The following is an 18,782-nucleotide window of genomic DNA, read 5'->3' on the forward strand; positions in this document are numbered from 1 at the left end:
GGGCGGGGGAGCCACATGCCCATCAGTAACCAGCAGGTGACCGCACATCCGTTTCCCAGGTGGTGGACCGGGGCCGGGACATCCTGCTGCGGCTGTGCGAGCGCATCGAGGCCGACGGCCCCGCCGACCTGGCCGCGCTGTACGTCCTCACCCAGTCCGCGACCGAGGAGTTCAACGACCTGGAGGCCGAGTTCGAGGCGGCCGGCAGCGAGATCGAGACCGTGGCCCGCGAGGAGATCGCCGAGGACTTCTGGTTCGTCGCACAGGCCTACGGCTTCGCGGACGCGGACGTGGAGGAGCTGATCGCCACCCGGGAGTGGTGAGACAACCGGGCGGGGCCGACAACGGCTCCGCCCCGGCCGGGCGGTGCGCCGGCCGGGGCGGAGACGGGATGAGCCGTCCGTCCTCAGGATGCTCGCGTCAGCTCAGGGACGCCAGCGCCTCGTTCCACGTGGCGGAGGGACGCATGACCGCGGCGGCCTTCGCCGGGTCGGGCTGGTAGTAGCCGCCGATGTCGACCGGCTTGCCCTGCACGGCGATCAGCTCGTCGACGATCTCCTGCTCGTTGGCGGCGAGCGTCTCGGCGAGCGGCTGGAAGGCCTTGGCCAGCTCGGCGTCGTCGGTCTGCCTGGCCAGCTCCTGCGCCCAGTACAGGGACAGGTAGAAGTGGCTGCCGCGGTTGTCGATGCCGCCGACGCGACGGGTCGGGGACTTGTCCTCGTTGAGGAAGGTCGCCGTGGCCCGGTCGAGGGTGTCGGCCAGGACCTGGGCGCGGGCGTTGCCCGTGACCTTCGCGTACTGCTCGAAGGACGGCACCAGGGCGAAGAACTCACCCAGGGAGTCCCAGCGCAGGTAGTTCTCCTTGACCAGCTGCTGGACGTGCTTCGGCGCGCTGCCGCCGGCGCCCGTCTCGAACAGGCCGCCGCCCGCCATCAGCGGGACGACCGACAGCATCTTGGCGCTGGTGCCCAGCTCCAGGATCGGGAACAGGTCGGTCAGGTAGTCACGCAGCACGTTGCCGGTGACGGAGATGGTGTTCTCGCCGCGGCGGATGCGCTCCACCGACAGCTTGGCCGCCTCGACGGGGGACAGGATGCGGATGTCCAGGCCCTCGGTGTCGTGCTCCGGCAGGTACTGCTTGACCTTGGCGATCAGGTTGGCGTCGTGGGCGCGGGTCTCGTCCAGCCAGAACACCGCCGGGTCGCCGGTGGCACGGGCGCGGGTGACGGCCAGCTTCACCCAGTCGCGGATCGGGTCGTCCTTGGTCTGGCAGGCACGGAAGATGTCGCCGGCCGAGACGGTCTGCTCGATCAGGACGGTGCCGTTGCCGTCGACCAGGCGGACGGTGCCCGTGGTCGGGATCTCGAAGGTCTTGTCGTGGCTGCCGTACTCCTCGGCCTTCTGCGCCATGAGGCCGACGTTCGGCACGGAGCCCATGGTGGCCGGGTCGTAGGCGCCGTTGGCGCGGCAGTCGTCGATCACGGCCTGGTAGACGCCCGCGTAGGAGGAGTCCGGGATGACCGCGATGGTGTCGTGCTCCTGGCCGTCCGGGCCCCACATGTGGCCGGAGGTGCGGATCATGGCCGGCATGGAGGCGTCGACGATGACGTCCGAGGGGACGTGCAGGTTGGTGATGCCCTTGTCGGAGTCGACCATGGCCAGGTCCGGGCCCTCGGCGAGCTCGGCGTCGAAGGAGGCCTTGATCTCGGCGCCCTCGGGCAGGTTCTCCAGGCCCTTGTAGATGCCGCCCAGACCGTCGTTCGGGGTCAGGCCGGCCTCGGCGAGCTTGTCGCCGTACTTCGCGAAGGTCTTCGGGAAGAAGGCCCGCAGCACGTGGCCGAAGATGATCGGGTCGGAGACCTTCATCATCGTGGCCTTCAGGTGCACGGAGAACAGCACGCCCTCCTGCTTGGCGCGCGCGACCTGCGCGGTCAGGAACTCGCGCAGCGCGGCGACGCGCATCACGGAGGCGTCGACGACCTCGCCCTTGAGAACGGGTACGGACTCGCGCAGCACGGTGGTGGAGCCGTCGTCGCCGACGAGCTCGATCCTCAGCGCGCCGTCCTCGGCGATCACCACGGACTTCTCGGTGGAGCGGAAGTCGTCGACGCCCATGGTCGCCACGTTCGTCTTGGATTCCGGCGTCCAGGCGCCCATGCGGTGCGGGTGGGTCTTGGCGTAGTTCTTCACGGAGGCCGGGGCACGGCGGTCCGAGTTGCCCTCACGCAGCACCGGGTTCACCGCGGAGCCCTTGACCTTGTCGTAGCGGGCGCGGATCTCGCGCTCCTCGTCGGTCTTCGGGTCGTCCGGGTAGTCCGGCAGCGCGTAGCCCTGGCCCTGCAGCTCGGCGATGGCGGCCTTGAGCTGCGGGATGGACGCCGAGATGTTCGGCAGCTTGATGATGTTGGCGGCGGGCGTCTTGGCCAGCTCGCCCAGCTCGGACAGGGCGTCCGGGATGCGCTGCTCCTCGGTCAGGTACTCCGGGAACACGGCGATGATGCGCCCGGCCAGCGAGATGTCGCGCGTCTCCACAGCGACACCCGCCTGCGAGGCGTACGCCTGGACCACCGGCAGGAAGGAATACGTTGCCAGGGCCGGGGCCTCGTCAGTGTGCGTATAGATGATGGTCGAGTCAGTCACCGGGTGCTCCGCTCCACGTCTGCAACATTGCTCGACATCAAGATATCTCGTGATCGACCTCGTCTCGACAGGGGTCCGCACCGACTTTCGGCAGGGATGCGGCAGGGATTCGGCCTGGATCGGCTCGGAACGCGAGGCAACCGGCCACCTCGATCTTTCCGTCATGGAAGTGAGATCACTCACTTCACGCGACGGCCGGGCCTGACCACCCGGCCGGCCGCGCGGAAGCGGACCATGAGATATCGCACCAGCGTGACGGCCCCGGCGGCCGCCCTGATCGGCACGGCGGCGTCCCTGACCACCGCAGTCCCGGCCCAGGCGGCGCAGGGCAAGGCGACGAAGACGGACGGCTCCCCGGGCCCCGAGACCCTCGGCGACCCCGTTTTCCCGGACCTCGGCACGACGGCTACCGCGTCTCGGCCCACCACCTCGACCTCGCCTACGACGCCACGACCCGGCTCGTCGACGCCACCGCGACCTTGACCGTCAGCACCACCCAGGCCCTGACCCGCTTCTCCCTCGACGCCCTCGGCCTGGACATACGCTCCGTGCGGGTCGGCGGCCACCCCGCCGCCTTCGAGCAGGCCGGCGAGAAGCTGCGGATCACGCCCGCCCGCACACTCCCGGCGAAGACCCGGGTCACGGTGTGCGTGGCGTACTCGGCCGACCCGCGCCGCGCCCTGCCGCACACCGGCTGGGTCGGCCCGACGGCTTCGCGGTGTGCTGCCAGCCGGACTCGGCCGAGGTCTCCGGCCAGGACCTGACCGGCTTCCTGCGGGAGTGGCTGTACGGCACGAAGACACCGCGGATGCCCGGTCACCCGGACTGGACGGTGAACCCGGTGAAGCCGTCCCTCGCCGCTCCGCACAGCCGGAGGGACGGCCACTACCACGACAACTCGGCGACGCTCTGACGGCCGAGCGGCGGGTCAGTCGAGCCGGGCGGGAGCCACGTCGCCCGGCTCGCTCTGTGCGCCGCGCTGCTGCGGGATCACCACCGCGCCCTGCTCCAGCGCCACGCGCCGGGCCGGCGCCGGGATGCGGATGCCCTCCTCGCGGAACCGCCTGTGCAGGCGCTTGATGAACTCGTGCTTGATCCGGTACTGGTCGCTGAACTCGCCGACGCCCAGGATGACCGTGAAGCCGATGCGGGAGTCGCCGAAGGTGTGGAAGCGCACCGCCGGTTCGTGGTCCGGGACCGCCCCGGTGATCTCGGTCATCACCTCGGCGACGACCTCCGTCGTCACCCGTTCCACGTGCTCCAGGTCGCTGTCGTACGCGACCCCCACCTGGACGAGGATGGTCAACTGCTGCTCGGGACGCATGAAGTTGGTCATGTTCGTCTTCGCGAGCTGCCCGTTGGGGATCACGACGAGGTTGTTGGAGAGGTTGCGGACCGTCGTCTGCCGCCAGTTGATGTCCTCGACGTAGCCCTCCTCGCCGCTGCTCAGCTGGATGTAGTCACCGGGCTGCACCGTCTTGGAGGCGAGGATGTGGATGCCCGCGAAGAGGTTCGCGAGCGTGTCCTGCAGGGCCAGGGCGACGGCCAGACCGCCGACACCGAGGGCGGTGAGCATCGGCGCTATCGAGATGCCCAGCGTCTGGAGCACCACCAGGAAGCCGATCGCCAGGACCAGGACCCGGGTGATGTTGACGAAGATCGTCGCCGATCCGGCGACGCCGGAGCGGGACTGGGTGACCGTCCGCACCAGGCCCGCCACCACGCGGGCCGCCGACACGGTCACGACGAAGATGAGCAGCACGGTCAGCACCTGGTTGGTGTGGTGCTGCACCGTCTTCGTCAGCGGCAGCGCCGCCGCCGCGCCCGCCGCGCCGCCCGCGACCGCCGCCCACGGCACCACGGTCCGCAGCGCGTCCACGATCACGTCGTCCCCGCTCCAGCGGGTGCGGTCGGCGTGCTTGCCCAGCCAGCGCAGCAGCATGCGCAGCAGAAACGCCGCCAGCAGGCCCGCCGCCAGGGCGATTCCGGCGAGGACCAGGTCGTCCACGGTGAGCGCTCGATTCACCGGTCACCTCCGGGCACACATACCGCGGCGCAATACTTCGCCGACAACCGGATGTGAAGTCGTGTCACGTCGTCACCTGCTCGATTCCGGGATGTTCCGACGTACCGGCCCACCTGACCCGCGGCCGGCACGGTCGTTCATCCTGCCGCATCCGGCACAGGAGTTCGTCACGTCCCGGTCGCCCGGGGGCGCTTGACGGCGTGTGCGGCCCGGCGGCAGGCTGGCGCGCGGTGATCACCGATGATCGTCGAGGTCGTTGACGACCTCGGAGGACCCGGAGGACCCGGAGGACCATGGAGGATCGCCGCCGCCGACGGGAGGGGAAAGCATGACGGGGCCGGTGCTCGCCGTCGACCAGGGCACATCCGGCACCAAGGCCCTGGTGATCTGTCCCGGGCGCGGTGTCCTCGGCACCGGATTCGCGGCCGTACGCCCTCGCCATCTGCCCGGCGGCCTCGTGGAGGTCGACCCGCAGGAGCTGTACCGCTCGGTGGTCGACGCCGGGCGACAGGCCCTCGCCGAGGCGGGCGAACCCGTCGTCGCGCTGGGACTGGCCAACCAGGGCGAGACCGTGCTCGCCTGGGACCCGGACACCGGCCGTCCGCTGACCGACGCGCTGGTCTGGCAGGACCGCCGCGCCGAGAGCGTGTGCGCCGAACTCGCCCCGCACGCCGACGAGTTACGGCACCTGACCGGTCTGCCCCTCGACCCGTACTTCGCCGCGCCCAAAATGGCCTGGATCCGACGGCACCTCACCCGCGCCGGAGTCGTCACCACCTCCGACGCCTGGCTGGTCCACCGCCTCACCGGCGCCTACGTCACCGACGCCGCGACCGCCGGCCGCACCCAACTCCTCGACCTCGACCGCGCCGAGTGGTCACCGCGCGCCCTGGACCTGTACGGCCTGTCCGGCGAAGGGCTCCCCGACGTCGTCGACAACGCCACACCCGTCGGCACCACCACCGCCTTCGGCCCCGAGATCCCGCTCACCGGCCTCGTCGTCGACCAGCAGGCCGCCCTGTTCGCCCAGCGCGTCACCGCAGCCGGCGGCGCCAAGTGCACCTACGGCACCGGCGCGTTCCTGCTCGCCCACACCGGTGGCACACCCCGGCGCGCCACCTCCGGCCTGGTCAGCTGCGTCGCCTGGCGGCTCGGCGGACGCACCGGCTACTGCCTCGACGGGCAGGTGTACACGGCCGCCTCCGCCGTACGGTGGCTCACCGACCTCGGCGTCATCGAGGGCGCCGCCGACCTCGACCGGGTGGGCGGCACCGTGGCCGACAGCGGTGGCGTCACCTTCGTACCGGCGCTGGCCGGGCTCGCCGCCCCCTGGTGGCGCGGCGACGTACGCGGCTCGCTCACCGGCCTCGGCCTCGACACCACGCCCGGGCACGTGGTGCGCGCCCTGTGCGAGGGCCTGGCCGCGCAGGTGGCCGAGCTGGCCGACGCGGTCGCGGCCGACCTGGGAACGCCCCTGTCCGTGATGCGCGTCGACGGTGGCCTCACCCGCTCGGCCCTGCTCATGCAGACCCAGGCCGACCTGCTGCAACACCCGGTCGAGGTGTCCGCGCTGCCCGACGCCACGGCGCTCGGCGCCGGCGCGCTGGCCCGCCTGGGCGCCGAGCCGCGGCTCACCGTGGCCGAGGTGCTGCCGGACGGAGAACCCGCGGCCGTCTACACACCGCGCATCGGCCCCGACGAGGCCGCCGAGCGCCGGGCCGCCTTCCGTTGCGCGGTCACCGCCCTGCTCGACCGGACGGCATCCGCATGACGGTCACCGCGGACGGGCCGCTGCCGCCGGGGCAGCCGTACGACGTGGCGGTCGTCGGTGCCGGAGTCGTCGGCTGCGCGATCGCCCGCCGACTCGCCCACCATCCCCGGCTGCGGGTGGCGCTCGTCGAGGCACAGGACGACGTAGGCCAGGGCACCTCGAAGGCCAACACCGCGATCCTGCACACCGGCTTCGACGCGATTCCCGGCTCGCTGGAGGCGCGGCTCGTCCGCGAGGGCGCGCGGCTCCTCGCCGCGTACGCCGCCGAGTCCGGCATCCCGGTGGAACCCGTCGGGGCGCTGCTCGTCGCCTGGGACGAGGAACAGCTCGCCGTCCTGCCCCGCCTCGCCGAGAAGGCCGAGCGCAACGCGTACCACGCCACGTGTCTCCTCGGGCCCGCCGAGCTGTACACGCGCGAACCCCACCTCGGACCCGGCGCGCTCGGCGCCCTGCACGTGCCCGGCGAGAGCATCGTCTGCCCCTGGACGACGACCCTGGCGTACGCCACCCAGGCGGTCCTGCACGGCGTCGACCTGCACCTCAACGCCCCGGTGCGGGCGACAGGTCGACATGGCGACCTGCACCATCTCACCACCGGCCGGGGCACCCTCCGCGCCCGCTGGCTCGTCAACGCCGCCGGACTGCACGCCGACACCCTCGACCGGCTGCTCGGCCACGCCGACTTCACCGTCACCCCGCGCCGCGGCCAGCTCATCGTGTACGACAAACCCGCCCGCGACCTGGTCCGCCACATCCTGCTGCCCGTCCCCACCGCCCTCGGCAAGGGCGTCCTGGTCGCCCCCACCGTGTACGGCAACGTCCTGCTCGGCCCCACCGCCGAGGACCAGGACGACAAGTCCGCCACCGCGTCGACCGCCGAGGGCCTGGCCCGGCTGCGGGAGGAGGGCCGCCGTATCCTGCCCGCGCTGCTCGAGGAGGAGGTCACCGCCGTCTACGCCGGGCTGCGTGCCGCCACCGAGCACGACGACTACCGCGTCCGCGCCCACCCCGCGCAGAGGTACGTCACCGTCGGCGGCATCCGCTCCACCGGCCTGACCGCCTCCCTCACCATCGCCGCGCACGTCATGGAGCTGCTCGCCGACGCCGGACTCGACGCGGGGCCCGACAAGGAGTTGACGCCGGTGCGCATGCCCAACCTCGGCGAGGCCGCCCCGCGCCCGTACCAGCGGCCCGACCTCATCGCCGCCGACCCGGCCTACGGCACCCTCGTCTGCCACTGCGAACGCGTCTCCCGCGGCGAGATCCGCGACGCCCTCGCCGGTACGATCCCGCCCCGCAGCCTGGAGGGACTGCGCCGCCGCACCCGGGCCCGGGCGGGCCGCTGCCAGGGCTTCTTCTGCGGGGCCGCGGTGCGGGCGCTGTTCGAGGAGGCTCGGGCCGGCGCACGCCAGGACGACGAAGGAGAGCGGTCATGACACGCAGGGTCGACGTCCTCGTGGTCGGCGCGGGGCCCGCCGGGCTGGCCGCCGCCGCCCGCCTGGCCGCCGCCGGCGCGGGCCGCGTCGAGGTGCTGGAACGGGAGCGGCGGCCGGGCGGAGTGCCCCGGTACTGCGCGCACGGCGGCTTCGGCACCTGGCCGCGTCCGCGGACGGGACCCGCGTACGCCCGTCTGCTCGCCGACGCGGCGACCGGCGCCGGGGCGGTCGTACGGACCGGGGTGACCGTCCTCGACTGGGTCGCCCCGCTCGCGCTCGCCACCGTCAGCTCACAGGGACCGGAGACGATCGAGGCGGGAGCGGTCGTCCTGGCCACCGGCGCCCGCGAACGCCCCCGCGCGGCCCGCCTGGTGCCCGGCACCCGGCCCGCCGGGGTGTACACCAGCGGCGAACTCCAGCAGGCGGTCCACCTCTACGGGCAGCACATCGGCACCCGGTCGTTGATCGTCGGCGCCGAGGACGTCTCGTACGCGGCCCTGAACACCGTACGGAACGCGGGCGCCGAGGCCGTCGCCATGGTCACCGACCTGCCCCGGCCCCGGATGACGTCCGCCCGTGCCCTGGACGCCCGGCTCCGCCGCCGCGTCCCGCTGCTCACCGACACCACCGTCACCGGACTCCTCGGCCACGGGCGGCTGTCGGGTGTCCGGGTACGCCACCGCGGCGGCCGTACGGGCACGCTGCCGTGCGACACCGTCGTCTTCACCGGTGACTTCGTGCCCGACCACGAACTGGCCCGGCGAGGCGCCCTCGCCCTGGACCCGGCGACGCGCTGCCCCGCCGTCGACGGTGCCCGGCGCACTTCGCGGCCGGGGGTCTTCGCCGTCGGCGGAGTACTGCACCCCGGGCAGCGTGCGGTGGCGGCGGCCCGCGACGGCGCGCGTGTGGCCCCCGCCGTCCGGCAGTGGCTCGCGGGAGCCCCCTGGCACGCCTCCCGGTGACTCCTCACACGTCCGTGAACGACCCGTGCCGCCCCGCGCCGGAGGCGAACCGGGCGGCGCCCTCCAGGCTCTCGGCCGGCGCACCCGTGCCGTGCCGGAGTTCGCCGCGCAGCGCGGCCGTCTCGTCCAGGCCCTCCTGGTCGAGGACGGAGGCGCGGTCGCCGCGCAGGCAGGACTGCGGGAACCGGGCGATCGCGGCGGCAAGGTCCTCGGCCTCGGCGCGGGCGCGGCCGGTGGGCACCACCCGGTTGGCGAGCCCCATCGCCTCCCGGGCCGGGACCGGCCGTCCCGTGAGGATCATGTCCAGGGCGCGGCTCTTGCCGATCAGCCGGGGCAGCCGTACCGTGCCGCCGTCGATCAGCGGTACGCCCCAGCGGCGGCAGAACACCCCGAACACGGCGTCCTCCTCGGCGACCCGCAGATCGCACCACAGCGCCAGTTCCAGACCCCCGGTCACGGCGTGCCCGGCCACCGCGGCGATCACCGGCTTGGACAGCCGCATCCGGGTCGGCCCCATCGGACCGTCGCCGTCCTCCGCGACCCGGTTGCCTCGCTCGGTGCCGAGGGCCTTGAGGTCGGCGCCCGCGCAGAACGTGCCGCCCTCACCCCACAGCACCGCCACCCGCGCCTCCTCGTCCGCCTCGAACTCCCGGAAGGCGGCGGTGAGTTCGGCGGCGGTCGGGCCGTCCACCGCGTTGCGCACCTCGGGGCGGGACAGGACGACCGTGGTGACGTGGCCCTGACGCTCGACGCGGACCGGCACGAGACAGCCCCTTTCGGTGGTCGGCTCCCCAGAACCCTACCGGCGGGTCACCGCGGGCGGGGCGCAGGGCGGTTGGCCGTGTGCGAGGCTGATCCGGCAGGCGGCCCCGTGATCAGGAGCGTCCCATGGCAGTCGAACCCACGCGTGATCCGCAGGCGCCGCCCGTCGCGGTGGTGACCGGAGCCAACCGCGGCATCGGGTACGAGGTGGCCCGGCAGCTCGCCGACCGGGGACACCGCGTCGTCCTCGGCTCCCGCGACCTCGCCAAGGGCCGCGCCGCGGCCGCCCGACTCGACCCCGGCGGCGTACGCGTCACGGCCGTGCAGCTGGACGTCGCCGACGACGCGAGCGTGACCGCCATGGCCGACTGGGTCACCCGGCACCTGGGCCGCACCGACGTGCTCGTCAACAACGCCGCGATCCTGTACGACACCTGGGCCAGGGCCCGTTCGGCCGACCTCGACGAGGTCCGGCGGGCGATGGAGACGAACCTGTTCGGTGCCTGGCGGGTGACGCAGGCCCTGCTGCCGCTGCTGCGCCGCAGCCCGCACCCGCGGCTGGTCAACGTCAGCAGCGAGGGCGGCTCCCTGCAGGGCATGACCGGCGGCACCCCCGCCTACAGCGTCTCCAAGGCCGCGCTCAACGCCCTCACCCGGCTCCTCGCGGGCGAGCTGCGCCGGGATCGCGTCCTCGTCAACGCGGTCTGCCCGGGCTGGACCGCCACCGACATGGGCGGCGGCGGCCGGCCCGTCGCCGAGGGCGCCGCCGGGGTCGTCTGGGCGGCCACCCTGCCGGACGACGGGCCGACCGGGGGATTCTTCCGGGACGGGAAGCCGGTGCCTTGGTGACCGGTTGGGCCGGTGGGCAGGAAGGGGCCGTGGGGCGGTTAGGCCGTGGGGCGGTTGGGCCGGTGAGGACGTGGGCGGTTGGCCGGTGAGGCGGTGGGGCGTCGGGCCGTTCGGGCTCGGGTGGGGCCTCATCGGGCCATGGGGCTGGTGGGGCTGGCGCGGGTGGCTGGTGGGGGCATCGCCGGTGGAGCCGGTCTGGCGGTCAGCCGGTCGGGGCTCGGGACGGCCGGCCCGTCGAGGGCCATCACGCGCGGGACATGGCCGGGGCGCGGCCGTGACCCGTCGGGCCGGTCAGCGCCGGTCACGGCCGGGGCACGGGCGGGTCAGAGCACCTTCAGCCGCACCAGCGCGCCCAGCGTCAACGCGCCCGGCAGCAGCGGCAGCCAGACCGTGATGATCCGGTAGGCCAGCACCACCGCCGTGGCCACGGCGGCCGGGCCGCCCGCCGCCACCAGCGCCACGACCAGCGCCGCCTCCACCGAACCGAGCCCGCCCGGAGTGGGCACGAGCGCGACGGCGACCGTCGCCGCGAGGTAGGCGAGCGCCATGTGCGCGGGCGGCACCGACAGCCCCAGCGCCTGCCCCACCAGCACGAGTCCGGTGGCCTGCAGGGCCGGGAAGGCGAGGGAGCCGCCCCACAGGGCGAGCGCCCGGGCGGGCCGCGTGTGCACCGAGCGCGCCTCGCCGAACGCCGTACGCAGGAAGGAGACGACGGCCGAGCGCACCCGCCGTACCAGGCCCAGCACGCCCGCCGCGACCACCAGCGCCGCGCAGACGGCGATCAGCAGCGGGCCGAAAGCTCCCTCCGGCAGCAGGGTGCCGAGCCGCAGCGCGTGGGGGAACGCGAGGAGCAGCGCGCCGAGCAGGGCCAGCCGGCCGATGCTCTCCGCCAGCAGGTACAGCGCGAGGGCCGCAGAGGAGCGGGCGAGCGGCAGCCCGCACACCGTCATGAACCGCAGGTTGACGGCGCTCGCGCCCAGGCCCGTCGGCAGCAGGTGGTTGGCCGCGCCGGCCGCGAACTGCGTGGCCAGCAGCCGCCGTTTGGGCAGCGGCTCGACCACCGCGCCCTGCCGGGTGCAGGCGGCTGCCACCCACGTCAGACAGGTGGCGCCGACGGCGGCCAGCAGCCAGGGCCACTGGGCGGTGCCGAGGTGCGCGAAGCCCTCGGCCAGCACCGACCGGTGCTGCACCGCGACCACGGTGACGAGCAGGAGCGGCAGCAGACACAGGACCTGGCGGATGCGGCGGACCGGGACGCGACGGGGGAATCGTCCCGATGAGAGATCCGGGGAGAGATCTGGGGAGGGGGCCGATGAGAGATGCGGGGAGAGGTCCGATGAGAGATGCGGGGAGAGATCGGGGAGTTGTACCGCTGTCACACCCTCAGAGGGTGTCCGCACCGCGCCAACGGCGGGTTGCGGACGCGGGGACGGCGCCTTACGCGCGGGGAGCGGCTGGGGAGGGAGGGTCATCGGGGCCTTTGCGCGGGATTTCGGGGAACCGGCATGGACGACATTGACCTCAATAATGCTTGAGGTTCTACGTTCGGTCTCATGAGTATGGAGACCACAGCGTGGACACAGCTGCACAGTGTCATGACCGCCCAGCAGGAGCGCCGCCCCTTCGCCCGCGCGACACTGCGCCGCATCGGCGCCTTCGCCCGCCCGCACCGCCGCCGCATCGCCGTGTTCGTGCTGCTCGGGGTGGTGACCGCGCTGCTCGCCGTCGCGACCCCGGTCCTGGCCGGACGTGTCGTGGACGCGATCGTGTCGGACGGCGACGAGGCCACGGTCGTACGGCTGGCCCTGCTGATCGCTCTCATCGCGGTCGCGGAGGCGGTACTGGGCATCGCCGCCAGGAGGCTGTCGGCGAGGCTGGGGGAGGGGCTGATCCTCGATCTGCGGACGGCCGTGTTCGATCATGTCCAGCGGATGCCGGTCGCGTTCTTCACACGCACTCGTACGGGAGCACTGGTCTCCCGGCTCAACAACGACGTCATCGGCGCGCAGCGGGCGTTCGCCAACACCCTGTCCGGAGTGGTCAGCAACCTGGTCACGCTGCTGCTCACCCTCGCCGTCATGCTCACCCTGTCCTGGCAGATCACGCTGCTCGCGCTGGTGCTGCTCCCGGTGTTCGTGATCCCCGCCCGGCGCATGGGCAGCCGTATGGCCCGTATGCAGCGGGAAGCGGCGGCGCTCAACGCGGCCATGGGCACGCGGATGACGGAGCGGTTCTCCGCGCCCGGCGCCACGCTGATCAAGCTCTTCGGCCGCCCGGAGGAGGAGTCGCAGGAGTTCGCCGAACGAGCCCGCCGCGTCGCGGACATCGGCGTCCGCACGGCCACGGCCCAGGCCGCGTTCATCACCGCGCTCACCCTGGTCTCCGCCCTGGCCCTCGCCCTGGTCTACGGCCTCGGCGGCTACTTCGCCCTGCGCGGCGCCCTGGAACCGGGCGCGGTCGTGTCCCTGGCCCTGCTCCTGACCCGCCTGTACGCGCCGCTGACCGCGCTCGCCGGGGCGCGGGTGGAGGTGATGAGCGCCCTGGTCAGCTTCGAGCGGGTCTTCGAGGTGCTCGACCTCGAGCCACTCATCCAGGAGAAGCCGGACGCGCGGAAGGTCCCCGACGGCCCGGTGCCGGTCGAGTTCGAGGACGTCCGCTTCGGCTACCCGTCCGCCGACAAGGTCTCCCTGGCCTCCCTGGAGGAGGTCGCCGCCCTGGACACGCGGGGCGGCACCGAGGTCCTGCACGGCATCTCCTTCCGCGCCGAACCGGGCCAGACCGTCGCCCTGGTCGGCTCGTCCGGCGCGGGCAAGTCGACCATCGCGCAGCTGCTGCCGCGCCTGTACGATGTCGACGCGGGCGCCGTACGCGTCGGCGGCGTGGACGTCCGCGACCTGACCGCGGCCTCTCTGCGCGACACGCTCGGCATGGTCACCCAGGACGGCCACCTCTTCCACGACACGGTCCGCGCGAACCTCCTGCTGGCCCGCCCCGCGGCGACCGAGGAGGAGCTGTGGGACGCTCTGCGCCGCGCCCGCCTCGACGACCTCGTACGGTCCCTGCCCGACGGCCTCGACACCGTCGTCGGCGAACGCGGCTACCGCCTCTCCGGCGGCGAACGCCAGCGCATGACCATCGCCCGCCTGCTGCTGGCCCGCCAGCGCGTCGTCATCCTCGACGAGGCGACGGCCCACCTCGACAACACCTCGGAAGCCGCCGTCCAGGAGGCCCTCACGGAGGCCCTGGAAGGCAGGACGGCAATCGTGATCGCCCACCGGCTCTCCACGGTCCGGGCGGCGGACCAGATCCTGGTGATCGAGGGCGGGCGCGTCGCGGAACGCGGCCGGCACGAGGAACTGCTGGCGGCGGGCGGCCGGTACGCGGAGCTGTACCGGACGCAGTTCGAACGGCAGCACAACGGGGCTACTCGGATGGCGCCGGTGGAGGAAGCGGCGGCCTAGCCGCCGAGGGCCCACCCGCCCTGCGCGGCCGGCCGGGCGACCGGGCAACCGGCCTGCCGGCCGGCCTGCCGTCCGGACGCATTAGCCTTGGCGGGCGTGACGCAAGGCGGAGGCGAGGAGGCCCGGAGCGTGACCGGACCACGGGTCTTCATCTCCTACGCGCACGACGACAGCGCTCACACCGAGAAAGTCCGCGCGCTGTGGCGGCTGTTGCGGGACAACGGCATCGAGGCGAAGCTGGACAGACCCGCCGCCGAAGTGCCACAGGACTGGACCCTGTGGATGCAACGGGAGTACGAGCAGGCGGACTTCGTGCTGGTCGTCGCATCTCCCGCATACAAGCGGCGCGCCGAGGGCAACGAGGTGCCCGGCAGGGGCGAGGGAGTCGGCTGGGAGGCCCGGCTGCTGCGGGCCGAGATCCTGACGCGTCCCAACGACTGGTTCCGGCGCATCCTGCCGGTGATCCTTCCGGGCCGCAGCACCGACGAGCTCCCCTCCTTCATGGGAGGCCGCGCGGTCACCCACTACGCCGTGGATCCGCTCACCACCGCCGGAGCCGAGACGCTGCTGCGCTACCTCACCGGCCAGCCCTACGAGATCGAGCCGCCTCTGGGGCCGATCCCCGTGTTCGCGCCGCGCGATGACGACGACAGAGGTGCCCCGGACACGGCCGTGGCCCCCGAGCCGGCCCCGGACGCGGACGTCGCTCACCCGGCCCTCGGCAACTTCGAGCGGCAACTCAATCTGCGGACACCTCGCGAGTTGCACGTACGGCACCAGGACGGACCGACGCGGGTCACGGTCGATCGCTCGGCGGCATGCCGAAGCCTGGCGGACGCCATGACCGAGACCGCCGGCAAGGCGGGCACCCTCGTCGTCCACGGAGAGCCGAGCGTGGGCAAGTCGGTGCTGTGTCTCCAGGCCGTCGACCTGCTCCGGGAGAGCGGTGCGCAGGTCGTGGCGCTCAGTCTGCGCGATGTGCAGCCCCCACTGCCCGCACTGGACACCGCCGTCGGCGTACCGCTGGCGCGTCTTTTCGCGTCCCTGCCCGCTGCCGACACGCGCTTGCTGGTGCTCGACGGCGCGGAAGCGGTCCAGGAAGGTGCCCGGGACCGGCTGCTGGCGCTGGCCGACGCCGCGCACAACGCGGGGCTCGGTGTCGTCGCCGTCGCTCGCGATGACGCCCTGGACCTGGTCGAGGACGCGCTCGGGGCGGTCGCCGGCGCCGCGCCGGACACCACGCGGATCGAACCGCTGACGGACACCGACGTCGAGCGGCTGCTGCACGACATCCCGCCCCTCGCCCGGCTGCGGGAGCGACGGTCCCGCTGGCTGCTGCGCCGGGTCGGTCTGGTCGGGCTGGCACTGCGCGGGGACATGCTCGCCGCCCTGCGCGACGGCGCCCCGTCCGAGGCGGACGTGTTCGACGCCTGCTGGCGGGGCTGGGTCCGGCGCCAGGAGCAGTACGTTCCGGGCGGTCCCGCGCCGGACGCACGCGAACAGGCCCTGCTCCACCTGGCCCGTGAGGAACTGTGCCCAGGAAGGAACCCGGGCACGGCCGACGCCACCGCGCTGCCCTCCCTGCGGTCGGACGGGCTGCTGCTGCCGCTGGGGCCGGGTGCCTCCTGGCGCAGCCGAGAGAGCTTCTCCAACGATGTCGTACGGGACTTCGCCACCGCGCGTCTGCTGCTCACCGACGGATTCGCCACGCTGGCAGCGGCCGACGCGCCGCGCTGGGCGGTACGTGCCGCGACGGTGGCATGCCAGGCGAGACTGGCCGCGGTGGACGGCGGCCGTGCGGACGGTGCGCTGACCGAACTGCTGCGGTTCTTCGGCGAACTCGCCGACGGCCACGGCGCCCGCTGGGCGGACGTGCCGTGGGAGGCCGTGTTGTCGACGGGAGCCGCCGAGTCGACGCTCCGCGCGGTGACGGACCTGCTCCTTCAGGACCGCGGTCGGTTTCTGGCGCAGCTGTTGCGGGTCGCCGAGCAGCGCCTCGCCGCCTCCGGCGCCGCCGACCCCATCCTGCTGGAGCCTCTGGTGGCGTGGCTGGTGCGACAGCACGGGACCGTGCGCGGCCTGCCCGGTGACATTCCCGAGCAGGCCGACAGGATCGTCCTGAGCTGGCTGGGCGGCCTCGCGGGCGACACCGACGCGGACGACGACCCGGTCACGCGTGAGGTGCGCCGGGACGTGCGCGAGTACCTCCTCGGGCGCGACGAGGGCACGGACGACCGGACGTACCTGGAGATGCTGGCCACGCTGGGCCCCGACGGCGACGAACGGACGCACGCGCTGCTGCGCCGGATCGCGGAGCACAGGCCCAGAGCCCTGCAACCGGTCGTGGAGAACCCCGGCGCCGTTCTGTCGCTGGGCACCGCCGTTCCCCGGCTGCTGGCCGAACTGGCCCTCGCCTACTACATCGGAGGAAAGAAAAAGAAGAAGCGGGCCGGGAACGCGGCGCTCGGCGCCGAGCTCGTCCGTGACCACCAGGGCGGCTGGCGAGTCGGAGAACCGAGATCGGCGTGGTACTACGGCCCCTTCTGGGCGCTGCTGCGGCTCGAACCGGCGCTGGGCCTGACCGTCGTCAACACCTTGCTGGACCATGCCGCGACCGCCGAGGCGGAGCGACGAGCGGCACGACGGGGCGGCACGCCCTCGGAGCCGGTCGTCGAGGGACTCGAGCTGGACCTGCTGGGACTCGGGCCACGCCGCTACGCGGGAACCGCACAGGTGTACGGCTGGTACCGGGACGCGGGCACGAGTCCGGCGCCGTGCACGAGCGCGCTGCTGGCGTGGGAACGCATGGCGGACCAACTGCACGCGGCCGGCCTGCCGCTGCGCGACACCGCCCTGTGCCTGCTGCGCCGGGCACACAGCCTCGCGGCGGTGGGCGTCGTCATCGGCTTCCTCGTCCGGCACCTGGACGACGTGACCGACGAACTGGACGACTTCCTGGCCGTGCCGGAGCTGTGGGAGTTCGAGAATCTTCGTGCCACGCGGGAATTGACGGGGCTCCTGGTCGTCCGGGACGACGCGGAGCTGAGGGGACTCCCGCTGCGCAGGGCGACGTTCCGCGACGTGGCCGCGCTCCTGGTCACCAGAGCGGCGGCCACCGGCGACGACACGGCGGCCGAGCGACTGCGCACGGTGGGCACCCGGCTCCTGGAGGCAGGCCCGAAGGACGCCTCGGGCCGACCCGTGCTCGAGGCCAGGATCCGGGCCGCGAACCTGGACGCCGGGAACTACAGCCTCGTACGCGCGGGCACGGACGTCGCCGCCACCTACGCCGAGCCACCGGAGTTGGCGGCGGAACTGGACGGGACACGTCGTGACCTGACCCGCACGAGCACGATGTACGGGTTGCAGAGCAGCTACTGCCTCGGTCCGACGCCACCGTTCGTCGACGCTGCTCCACGGGTGAAGCCGGAGTCGCTGGCCGACGACGTGCGAACGGCGGTGGAACTGCTGCACGACCCGCCGAGCGGTGCGACCCACCAGCACGTCGACGCCGCTGGTGCGGTGGCAGCCGCGGTCGTCCGCACGACCGGCGCGGACATCCCCGTTCCCGGAATCGAAGACGACCAGGTGGAGTGGGCCGTACGGACCGTCGTCGCCTGCGCGGCGGTGCCCTGTGACGGACGGGACCTCGACGAGGACACGCTCTTCAGCATGGGCGCGGACCGTTCCGCCGCCTCGGCCCTCCCGTTCCTGCTGCTGCCCTCCTTCACGCACGGCGGCAGGTGGGCGGGGCGGGATGCCGTCGAGCCGGGCGTCGTGGCAGCCGCGCTGTCCGCCTCCCTGACGGCCTCCCACGAGGTCCGCCGGATCACGGCCCGCGCCCTGCGCGCGGTGTGGACGGCACCGTGCGGCCCGGACCAGGCGACGTGCCGGCACCGGCTCGCCTGGCAGGCCGTGGAGCAGGGCGTCCGCGACATCGTCATGGGCCCGTGGGACAGCGCGGGACGACGCGACTACGTGCCCATCGAGGGCGATCCCCTCACCGTCCTGCCGACACTGGACGCCTCCGACCTGATGCTCCACCGCATCGTGCCCGCGCTCGTCGCCACGGTGGACGCGGCGGCGAGCACGTGCTGCGTCGCCTCGGATGCCGCGGCACTGCGGGGCGTGCTGCTGGACGCCTACGTCCGTACCGCGCTCCACTGGGAGCGGGAGATGTACACGGTGCGGGAAGAGGAGACCCTGCTCGTCGCCGACGCGCTCCTGGCCGCCACCCGAACCGGCCCCGGCCTCCTGACCGAGGCGGTGGTCGGCCTCGGCGGCGTGAGCGCGACCGCAGGAGCGCTGCTGCGGGGAGCGCGCACGGCCGCCACGTACGACACGGAGCGCCGCACCCGCCTGCGCGACGTCTGGCCCGTGCTCATGGAGACGGTGCTGGAGCTCTCCGAGGAGCCGCGAGAGTCGCGCAGGCCTTCCCATCGAGCCACCCGCGCCCTCGGAGCGCTCGTACCGGCCCCGGCACCGGTCCACTTCGACAGCCACGCCGACCGGACGGCACAGGACGCTCGCGAAGACTGGCTGACCGCGGGGCACCTCGCGCCTGCCATCGAACGGTGGCTTCCCGCAGCGGTCGGCGATGCGGACGCCGTCGACGACCTCATCGGGCTCCTTCGCGCCTCTCCCGTCGACGACCAGCTCTCTCCCGGTCTCACCTGGGTCCGCAACCTGGCTGTTCCGCAAGGCGGTCAGGTGGTCCGTGGCAGCTACCTCCTCGTCGAATGGCTGCGCTCGGTGCGCGAGTCGGGCCGGCTGGACGGACAGGCGCGCAAGCACTACGACGTCATCGTCGACGCGCTGGCCGCGGCGGGGAACGTCGCCGCGCGCGAGCTCCAACGGGCGGACGAGTGAGCGGGG

At 73.3% G+C, this 18,782-nt stretch carries 10 protein-coding genes and 3 pseudogenes; 9 read left to right on the forward strand and 4 right to left on the reverse strand.

The genetic code is table 11. The features are described 5' to 3' along the window. The first annotated feature begins 15 nt into the window (after window positions 1-15). Window positions 16-323: pseudogene (locus ACYVMZ_RS09690) on the forward strand (DUF5713 family protein). A gap of 97 nt (window positions 324-420) precedes the next feature. Here ACYVMZ_RS09690 and ACYVMZ_RS09695 read toward each other — a convergent pair. Next, window positions 421-2,640, reverse strand: coding sequence for an NADP-dependent isocitrate dehydrogenase (locus tag ACYVMZ_RS09695; protein ID WP_461077665.1), 2,220 nt, complete (start codon window positions 2,638-2,640; stop codon window positions 421-423). 234 nt (window positions 2,641-2,874) lie between these two features. Here ACYVMZ_RS09695 and ACYVMZ_RS09700 point away from each other — a divergent pair. Further along, a pseudogene (locus ACYVMZ_RS09700) lies at window positions 2,875-3,382 on the forward strand (M1 family peptidase); the annotation flags it as partial. Beyond that, window positions 3,359-3,553 carry a hypothetical protein gene (locus ACYVMZ_RS09705; RefSeq protein ID WP_461077859.1) on the forward strand — a complete coding sequence of 65 codons (195 nt, stop codon included), beginning with the start codon at window positions 3,359-3,361 and terminating at the stop codon, window positions 3,551-3,553. The pseudogene ACYVMZ_RS09700 and the gene ACYVMZ_RS09705, both read left to right, overlap by 24 nt. Window positions 3,554-3,568: 15 nt before the next feature. Here the strand turns inward: ACYVMZ_RS09705 and ACYVMZ_RS09710 are convergent, their stop codons facing one another. Further along, complete coding sequence (locus ACYVMZ_RS09710; protein ID WP_461077667.1) at window positions 3,569-4,666, reverse strand: mechanosensitive ion channel family protein; 1,098 nt, start codon at window positions 4,664-4,666, stop codon at window positions 3,569-3,571. Between the two features lie 328 nt (window positions 4,667-4,994). Between ACYVMZ_RS09710 and ACYVMZ_RS09715 the strand changes: the two genes are divergently transcribed. The 3 genes and pseudogenes from ACYVMZ_RS09715 to ACYVMZ_RS09725 all read left to right on the forward strand — a co-directional run. Next, on the forward strand, window positions 4,995-6,437 hold the full coding sequence (locus tag ACYVMZ_RS09715) for an FGGY family carbohydrate kinase (protein ID WP_461077669.1): 1,443 nt from the start codon (window positions 4,995-4,997) through the stop codon (window positions 6,435-6,437). Next, window positions 6,434-7,873 (forward strand): FAD-dependent oxidoreductase, encoded by a 1,440-nt coding sequence (locus tag ACYVMZ_RS09720; RefSeq protein WP_461077671.1) that lies wholly within the window; start codon window positions 6,434-6,436, stop codon window positions 7,871-7,873. The genes ACYVMZ_RS09715 and ACYVMZ_RS09720 overlap by 4 nt, the downstream gene beginning before the upstream one ends. Continuing rightward, window positions 7,870-8,820, forward strand: a pseudogene (locus ACYVMZ_RS09725) (FAD-dependent oxidoreductase); the annotation flags it as partial. The gene ACYVMZ_RS09720 and the pseudogene ACYVMZ_RS09725, both read left to right, overlap by 4 nt. A 19-nt stretch (window positions 8,821-8,839) precedes the next feature. Here ACYVMZ_RS09725 and ACYVMZ_RS09730 read toward each other — a convergent pair. Further along, window positions 8,840-9,598 (reverse strand): crotonase/enoyl-CoA hydratase family protein, encoded by a 759-nt coding sequence (locus ACYVMZ_RS09730; RefSeq protein ID WP_461077673.1) that lies wholly within the window; start codon window positions 9,596-9,598, stop codon window positions 8,840-8,842. A gap of 125 nt (window positions 9,599-9,723) precedes the next feature. On the opposite strand from ACYVMZ_RS09730, the gene ACYVMZ_RS09735 reads away from it, so the two are divergent. Next, entirely contained in the window at window positions 9,724-10,446 is a 723-nt protein-coding gene (locus ACYVMZ_RS09735; protein WP_461077675.1) for an SDR family oxidoreductase, read from the forward strand. Between the two features lie 323 nt (window positions 10,447-10,769). Here the strand turns inward: ACYVMZ_RS09735 and ACYVMZ_RS09740 are convergent, their stop codons facing one another. Continuing rightward, the gene (locus ACYVMZ_RS09740; protein ID WP_461077853.1) at window positions 10,770-11,669 is read right to left on the reverse strand and encodes a lysylphosphatidylglycerol synthase transmembrane domain-containing protein; all 900 of its coding nucleotides are present in this window, start codon (window positions 11,667-11,669) and stop codon (window positions 10,770-10,772) included. Window positions 11,670-12,005: 336 nt separating this feature from the next. Here ACYVMZ_RS09740 and ACYVMZ_RS09745 point away from each other — a divergent pair, with 336 nt between their 5' ends. Beyond that, window positions 12,006-13,907 carry an ABC transporter ATP-binding protein gene (locus ACYVMZ_RS09745; protein WP_461077854.1) on the forward strand — a complete coding sequence of 634 codons (1,902 nt, stop codon included), beginning with the start codon at window positions 12,006-12,008 and terminating at the stop codon, window positions 13,905-13,907. Window positions 13,908-14,036: 129 nt separating this feature from the next. Next, window positions 14,037-18,776: a TIR domain-containing protein gene (locus tag ACYVMZ_RS09750; protein WP_461077677.1), complete on the forward strand. Its 4,740-nt coding sequence runs from the start codon at window positions 14,037-14,039 to the stop codon at window positions 18,774-18,776. Window positions 18,777-18,782: the final 6 nt, after the last annotated feature.

This window comes from Streptomyces deserti (assembly GCF_054782695.1).

Coding starts and splice junctions, on each gene's coding strand:
- ACYVMZ_RS09715 (WP_461077669.1), top strand. CDS start 4,995: ATGACGGGGCCGGTGCTCGCCGTCGACCAGGGCACATCCGGCACCAAG.
- ACYVMZ_RS09735 (WP_461077675.1), top strand. CDS start 9,724: ATGGCAGTCGAACCCACGCGTGATCCGCAGGCGCCGCCCGTCGCGGTG.
- ACYVMZ_RS09745 (WP_461077854.1), top strand. CDS start 12,006: ATGGAGACCACAGCGTGGACACAGCTGCACAGTGTCATGACCGCCCAG.
- ACYVMZ_RS09720 (WP_461077671.1), top strand. CDS start 6,434: ATGACGGTCACCGCGGACGGGCCGCTGCCGCCGGGGCAGCCGTACGAC.